This is a genomic window from Kitasatospora sp. NPDC034533, assembly GCF_055575155.1.
The window spans coordinates 195,524-201,808 of record NZ_JBVITE010000008.1; the positions used below are offsets into that span (position 1 = coordinate 195,524).

Genomic DNA, 6,285 nt, shown 5'->3' on the forward strand with positions numbered 1-6,285 from the left:
CATGTCCGACTCCCCGCCGGCCACCGCGCCCGCCGCCACCCGCTCCCTCACCCGCCCCATCCGCTTCGGCATCCACGGCTCCCCGCACCTGGCGAAGAGCATCATCGCCGCGGCCGGTACCGACCCGGCGACGATCGAGTTCGTCCCGTACGACGTCAGGGAGCCGTTCCGCCCGCTGCGCGAGGGCGCGATGGACCTCATGATCGTCAAGTACGACCTGTACGAACCGGACATCGCCGCCAGCGCCACCGTGGCCCACGACGCCCGGGCGGTGATCGTCGGAACCCACCACCCGCTGGCCGGGCGGACCTCGGTCTCGGTCGAGGAGACCACCGGCTACGACGCCTTCAGCTGCCCCGGCGACTTCCCGCCGTACGTCTGGGACCTGGTCGTGCCGCCGCGCACGCCCGCCGGCACGCCGATCCGCCGGGTGCACCCGATGACCACCGTGGAGGGGATGATCGCCATCCTCGCCGGGACCCTGTCCGTGCACCTGTCGGTCCAGTCGCTCGCCGACATCCTGCCGCCGCACATCGAGGCGGTACCGGTGCACGACCTGCCGGCCGCCCCGGTGACCCTCGCCTGGCTGCGCGACACCCCGCTCTCCCCGGAGGCCGCCGCCTTCGTCGCCGCCGCCGAGCGGAGCGCGAAGCCGTGACCGGGGCCCGGCACCTGCCCGTGGTGCTGCTGCACGCGCTGCCGCTGAGTTCCGCCATGTGGCAGGCCCAGGCGGCGGCGCTGCGCGAGCGCGGACACACCGTCGTCGTGCCCGACCAGCGCGGCTTCGGCGCCGAGCCGCTCGGCGATCAGCCGCCCTCCCTCGACACCGTCGCCGACGACCTGGCCGCACGGCTCGACGCCCTGGGCCACGGGAAGGTGGCCCTGGTCGGCTGCTCGATGGGGGGCTACGCGGCGATGGCCTTCCTGCGCCGGCACCGCCACCGGGTCGGCGCCCTGGGGCTGCTGGCCACCAGGGCCACCGCCGACACCCCCGACCAGGCCGCCGGGCGCCGGGCCTTCGCCGGTGCCGTGCTCGACGACGACAGACGGGACCAACTCGTGGCGCGGTCCTCGCCGTTGCTCCTCGGGGCCACCACCCGGGCCGCGCGCCCCGGCACCCTCGCCGACGTGCTGGCCTGGTCCCGGGCCGCCGACCCGCGCGCCGTGGCCTGGGCCCAGGAGGCCATCGCGGCGCGACCGGACTCCGTGGAGGTGCTGCGGGCCACCGACGTACCCGCCGTGGTGGTCACCGGGGCCGAGGACGAACTGGTCGCCGTCGACGAGGCGGCACTGACGGCCGACGCCCTGCCCCAGGGGCGGCTGGTCACCGTGCCCGGGGTCGGCCACCTCCAGCCGCTGGAGGCACCGGAGTTGACCACCCGGCTGATCACCGAGCTGCTCGACGCCGCCACGCCGGCGGGGGAAGGGGACGGCACGTGCTGACCGAGGACCACCGGTCGTGGGGCCACGCCGCGTCCACCGGCCTGGGCTTCACCGACGGGGAGATCGTCGACGCCCACTTCGCGGCGTGCGCGCCGCAGTACCGCGCCGCGCTCGACCAGGCCGGCATCCGTCCCGGCTGGCACGTGCTGGACGCCGGCTGCGGCACCGGCGCCTTCCTCCCGTGGCTGGCCGAGCTGGTCGGACCGGACGGGAGGATCTCCGCGATCGACCTCGCCGAGGAGAACGCCGCGCTCGCCGCCGGCCGGATGCGCGCCCACGGCGCCCGGCCCCCCGTCGACGCCCGCCGGGGCGACCTCCTCTCCCTGCCCTACGAGGACGACACCTTCGACGCCGTCTGGTGCGCCAACACCACCCAGTACCTCTCCGAGGAGGAGCTGCCGCGGGCGCTCGCGGAGCTGCGCCGGGTCGTACGCCCCGGTGGCGTCGTGGCGGTCAAGGACCTCGACGCGACGCTCGTCACGGTGCGCCCGGCGGATCCGTTCCTCTTCACCGACTTCTTCCGCCGGGCGGCGCGCACCCCCGGGTACGCCCGGCAGCTGGTGCGCACCCGCGAGCTCTACCGCCACCTCGACCGGGCCGGGCTGGTCTCGGTGCGCCAGCGGACGATGCTGATCGAACACCACGCGCCGCTGGCGCCGGCCGCGCTGCACTTCTACGCACTGGCCTGCGCGCGGATCGCCGACCAAGCCGTCGCCGCGCGGCTCGACGGGGACTGGGAGCCGTTCCTCGACCCGGACGGCGAGCTCAACCCGCTCCGCGACCCGCACGCCTACATCAGCGAGGGCAACACCGTCGCGGTCGGGACGGTGCCGGCCGCGGCGGCGAGCTGACGCGCCCGGGCGCCACCGCACTTCTGACGGCGCCTTCCGGTCCGGAGGTCCCGGTTCCCGCGGGGGCGGGACCACCGGACCGGAAGGCCCCGGCGTTCGAAAGGCCCGGGGTTCCAGGATCCCCGGTTCGAAAGTCCCCGGCCGGAAAGGCGCTCGTTCGAAAGGGCCTTGTTCGAAAGGGCCCGGGTTCGAAGCCCGGCGGGCTCCTACTGCCCGGGGCGGATCCGGGTGAGGAACTTGGTGAGCGACGGGGTGAGCGCGGCCATCTCGAACGCGGTGTGCAGCTCCTGGTCGAAGGTGGCCGAGTAGAGCGCCAGCTCCCGACGGCCCACGTCGGTGAGGCGGATGACGACGAACCGCCGGTCGTGCTCGCTGGTGGCACGCTGGACCAGCCCGCCGCGCTCCAGGCGGACGGCCACCCGGCTGAGGGTCGACTGGTTGACGCCCATCTCCTCCGCCAGCTCCTGCATCTGCATCACCCTCGGTTCGGACTGCTGGATGGTGCTGAGTGCGATGAAGTCCGTCAGGCCGATGCCGTGGGAACGCATGAGCCTGCGTTCGAGCAGCTGCGACATGTACGTCGACAGCCGCGACAACTGCCACCAGAGCTCGATGTCACTTTCGCGGTCACGGGACACTGTCGTCACGGCCCAACCTTCCAGTCCCACCCGCCCTCATTGGCGAGGGAGACTCCTTTTCGGAACGAATCCCCGGCGCGGATCATAACACGGGCGGGGATTCATCGGCCGACCGGAATTCCACTTCCGGAACTCCGGGCCGGTCATTGGATCGCCATACCCACTCCCCAATGCCGGCAGTAGCTCTCCCGATAGTCGTGGAAGATGTCGGGAAGCCGAACGTCGGCGGCCCCGGAATAACCCCCGGAAAAATCCCCGGAAAAGCCCTCGGGGAAATCCTCCGCGAAGCGCTCGCCCTCCGCCAGCATGCGGTGCTCGACACCGCTGGGCAGCGGTGCGTCCATGAACTCGCAGATGCGCCGGACGGTGAGCAGCGGCATCTCCACCAGCTCCGCGTACGCGATGTCCAGCACCCTGGAGCCCACCGACGCGTCGTACCACTGCGGACCGGCCAGCGCCCGCCCGAGCCGCCGCGCCCATTCGGCCTTCACCACGCCCGGATCCACCCGCAGGGACCAGGCCCGGCGCCGCCGCGTGCTGACCTCCGCGACGTCGGTGAGCGACGCCATCGGATCCCGGTGCACCCGGATGACGCGGGCCCTCGGGTACACCGAGAGCAGGCCGTCGAGCCGCAGCGAGTGGAACTCGCTGACCAGCACCGGCCGTCCGCCGTGGACCCGCTCCAGGATGACCGCCAGCGCGCAGCGGTGGAAGGCGTAGGCGGCGGTCGCGTCCTGCGAGTCGAGCCAGTCCGCGTAGCCCGGCACCCGGTACTCCAGCGGCGCGGACAGGGCGTGGAAGGCGTACGAGAGCAGCAGGTGGTCCCCGCACGGCGCCCCCGGATCCGACCGGCGGCCGGCCGTCCCGCCCAGCCGCTCCCACAGCGCGTACCCGAACGGGTCGGCGAGCGAGGGATCGCGGCGCCACGGCGCCCACTCCGTGCTCGGGCGGGCGACCTCCCACACGGAGGGCATGTTCAGGCCCGGGTGCCGGCTGAGCAGCCGCTGGAGCCGGTGGAGCCCGGTGCCCGGCAGCCCCACCACGAAGACGGCGTCGTCGCCGTAGAACTCGGGATCGACCCGACCGCTCTCGACCAGCCGCCGCACCCGCAGCTGGTTGGCGAGCGAAAGCGCGAGCCGCCGCCGGGCGACCGCCACCCCGGCCGGCGTCAGTGCCGCCTCCTCCACCAGCGATTCGGCGAGCACACGGAAGGCGGGAACGAAGCGGGGAGCCGACGCCGCCCCGTCGGATTCCTGTTGCCGGGCGACGGCGAGAATATCGTGCAGAGCGAACGGGGAGCCCGACCGAAAAGCCCGTTTCAGCCTCTCATCGCCTACCCCGCGGACCTGGGCGTGCCCATCGTACCGATCATCCACCTGCATCTCCCGAAATGGGACTCGTTTCGACGGAGCGTAACCCACCGGGAATGATCAGGTATTCCTCCGCCCCCGCGCGTCGAACAATTGGCCGAAATACTTCGAGCCACATTCCGGCCACCCGGTGAATCCGCACACCCACCACCCACCGCGACCACCGGCCGACGGGCTCACGGTTCCCGGTCCACCGGCGGCACGCCCGATCCGGCCCCACCCGGAACAAGCCCGAGCACGGCTCCACCGCACCGCGAGGCGCTGGCGAGCGGGAGCCGGCGGCCGGACGCTGCCCGGTCGAGGGTGGCGGGCACGGGAGGCTCCCGCCGGGGCCGGCGCGAGAGGGGGCCGGACCGAACGTAGGGGGGAGAGAGGGGTTATGCGCGGCACACCGGGTTGCTAACTTCCCGCGATAACCAGGCAGTTGCCATCGGCGACCGAGCCACCGGGTCTTGCGGAGTCGCCGAGACCTTCAGGACAGGAGTGCGCCATGACGCTCGACACCGAACCGAACACGATCCTGGAGGGCGGGCCCGCGAACGGCCTGCCGGAGCACGAGCGGGTCCGGTTCCTGGACGCGGAGCAGCACGTCCTCAAGCTCCCGCGCGGGAACCGGTACGACCACTTCCGCCGCTCGCACCGGACGGTGCGTCACCACGCTGCCGAACTGCGGGTGTTCGAGTGGACGGGCTCCACCTACGTGGCCGAGTAACCCGGAGCGCGAAGGGGCGGGCGGGGGCCGGAGGCCTCAGAGGCCTCCGGCTCCCGCCGGCCTTGAGATCCCCGACGAGCGAGCCACCCTGCCAGGTGGGGCCGCGGCGGCGGCCGGAGCCACAGCAGTACGAAGGGGGCGGCACCCGGCGAGTTCCGTTTCCGGGCCCGCCACGAACGCTGACTCCTGTTACGACTCCTGGGTGGTGTTGTGCCCCAGATCGGTCAGCACGGCCAGCACCCGGTGGTGCACGCCGCCGCCCTCCGGCGGCAGGTTGAACTTGTCGAACATGTTTCGGATGTGCTTGCTCACCGCCCGCTCCGTGATCACCAGCTGTTCTGAGATCGCATTGTTGGCCTTTCCCTGCGCCATCAGCTCCAGCACCTCGTGCTCGCGCGAGCTCAGGTTGCGCACCGGCCTGGCCGCGACCTGCCGGCTGAGCAGTTGGGTGACCACCTCCGGGCCGAGCACGGTGCCGCCGCCGGCACCATCTCCACCGCCTCGAGGAATGTTCCACCCGTCCCACCTGGCCACCGAGTGGCCGTTACTGCCGAGCAGCAGGACCATCCCCTTCCGCAGCAGGCCGTTGTCCTCCGCGACCGCAATCCGCATGGCAGCTCCACGTTCAGCTCCGGAGGCCCCCGACAGGGCCGGTAAGGGTCGCCGTGCCGCCCAGCGCGGCCACCCGGCGGCGGATGCCGAGCAGAACGGAGCCGCCGTGTTCGTCGGCACCCCCGCGTCCGTCGTCGGTCACCGTGATGGTCAGCTGTCCGCCGCTGCGCTGGAAACGCACCGAGGACCTGGTCGCCCGGCTGTACTTCCTGATGTCGGTCAGACCCTCAGCGATCACGAAGTAGGCCACCGCCTCCACCGACGCGGGCAGCCGTTGGCCGTTCTCCACCGCGCTCACCTGCAGGTCCACCGGAATCGACGAGCCGCCCGCCAGTGCCCGGACGGCACCGGCTGGTTGTTCTGACCCGTGAGGTTGGTGACGCGGCTGGCGGATGGTTCCTGCGAGTGTGAGCTTCCCCCGCTGCGCGGGAGGTGCTGATTACCTGGTCAGGACGGGTGTGGGCGGTTCGACAGCCACTGGTTCGGCCGTCGCCTGGTCGGCGTAGTACTTCGCCTCGTACTCGTCGGGGCTGAGCCAGCCGAGGCGCTTTTGGATGCGGCGGGTGTTGTACCAGCCGTCGATGTAGGCGAACAGGGCGAGGTCGGCGTCGGCGCGGGTCGCGAAGGTGGCGCGGCGCACGCACTCGGTCTTCAGCACG

General features: G+C 72.4%; 9 protein-coding genes. 4 read left to right on the forward strand and 5 right to left on the reverse strand.

The window, feature by feature from the left end; translation table 11 throughout:
* The first annotated feature begins 1 nt into the window (after nt 1).
* From ACZ55U_RS08800 to ACZ55U_RS08810, 3 genes are read left to right on the forward strand one after another with little or no spacing between them, the layout of a single operon-like run.
* On the forward strand, nt 2–658 hold the full coding sequence (locus tag ACZ55U_RS08800; RefSeq protein WP_465523913.1) for a LysR substrate-binding domain-containing protein: 657 nt from the start codon (nt 2–4) through the stop codon (nt 656–658).
* Nucleotides 655–1,443: an alpha/beta fold hydrolase gene (locus tag ACZ55U_RS08805; protein WP_465523915.1), complete on the forward strand. Its 789-nt coding sequence runs from the start codon at nt 655–657 to the stop codon at nt 1,441–1,443. Before ACZ55U_RS08800 ends, ACZ55U_RS08805 begins: the two co-directional genes overlap by 4 nt.
* Complete coding sequence (locus ACZ55U_RS08810; RefSeq protein WP_465523917.1) at nt 1,437–2,294, forward strand: class I SAM-dependent methyltransferase; 858 nt, start codon at nt 1,437–1,439, stop codon at nt 2,292–2,294. Before ACZ55U_RS08805 ends, ACZ55U_RS08810 begins: the two co-directional genes overlap by 7 nt.
* A 206-nt stretch (nt 2,295–2,500) precedes the next feature.
* Here the strand turns inward: ACZ55U_RS08810 and ACZ55U_RS08815 are convergent, their stop codons facing one another.
* Nucleotides 2,501–2,941 (reverse strand): MarR family winged helix-turn-helix transcriptional regulator, encoded by a 441-nt coding sequence (locus ACZ55U_RS08815; RefSeq protein WP_465523919.1) that lies wholly within the window; start codon nt 2,939–2,941, stop codon nt 2,501–2,503.
* 134 nt (nt 2,942–3,075) lie between these two features.
* Nucleotides 3,076–4,137 carry a sulfotransferase family protein gene (locus tag ACZ55U_RS08820; protein ID WP_465523921.1) on the reverse strand — a complete coding sequence of 354 codons (1,062 nt, stop codon included), beginning with the start codon at nt 4,135–4,137 and terminating at the stop codon, nt 3,076–3,078.
* A gap of 655 nt (nt 4,138–4,792) precedes the next feature.
* Between ACZ55U_RS08820 and ACZ55U_RS08825 the strand changes: the two genes are divergently transcribed.
* Nucleotides 4,793–5,014 carry a DUF5988 family protein gene (locus ACZ55U_RS08825; protein ID WP_465523923.1) on the forward strand — a complete coding sequence of 74 codons (222 nt, stop codon included), beginning with the start codon at nt 4,793–4,795 and terminating at the stop codon, nt 5,012–5,014.
* 189 nt (nt 5,015–5,203) lie between these two features.
* Here the strand turns inward: ACZ55U_RS08825 and ACZ55U_RS08830 are convergent, their stop codons facing one another.
* The 3 genes from ACZ55U_RS08830 to ACZ55U_RS08840 all read right to left on the reverse strand — a co-directional run.
* Entirely contained in the window at nt 5,204–5,626 is a 423-nt protein-coding gene (locus ACZ55U_RS08830) for a response regulator transcription factor (RefSeq protein WP_465523925.1), read from the reverse strand.
* 13 nt (nt 5,627–5,639) lie between these two features.
* Complete coding sequence (locus ACZ55U_RS08835) at nt 5,640–5,936, reverse strand: sensor histidine kinase (protein ID WP_465523927.1); 297 nt, start codon at nt 5,934–5,936, stop codon at nt 5,640–5,642.
* 129 nt (nt 5,937–6,065) lie between these two features.
* The coding region (locus ACZ55U_RS08840; protein WP_465523929.1) for an IS3 family transposase at nt 6,066–6,285 on the reverse strand (220 nt) is incomplete at its 5' end.

Bases quoted from the DNA above. Each gene is read 5' to 3' on its own strand.
- ACZ55U_RS08800 (WP_465523913.1), top strand. From the start codon at position 2: ATGTCCGACTCCCCGCCGGCCACCGCGCCCGCCGCCACCCGCTCCCTC.
- ACZ55U_RS08825 (WP_465523923.1), top strand. From the start codon at position 4,793: ATGACGCTCGACACCGAACCGAACACGATCCTGGAGGGCGGGCCCGCG.
- ACZ55U_RS08830 (WP_465523925.1), bottom strand. From the start codon at position 5,626: ATGCGGATTGCGGTCGCGGAGGACAACGGCCTGCTGCGGAAGGGGATG.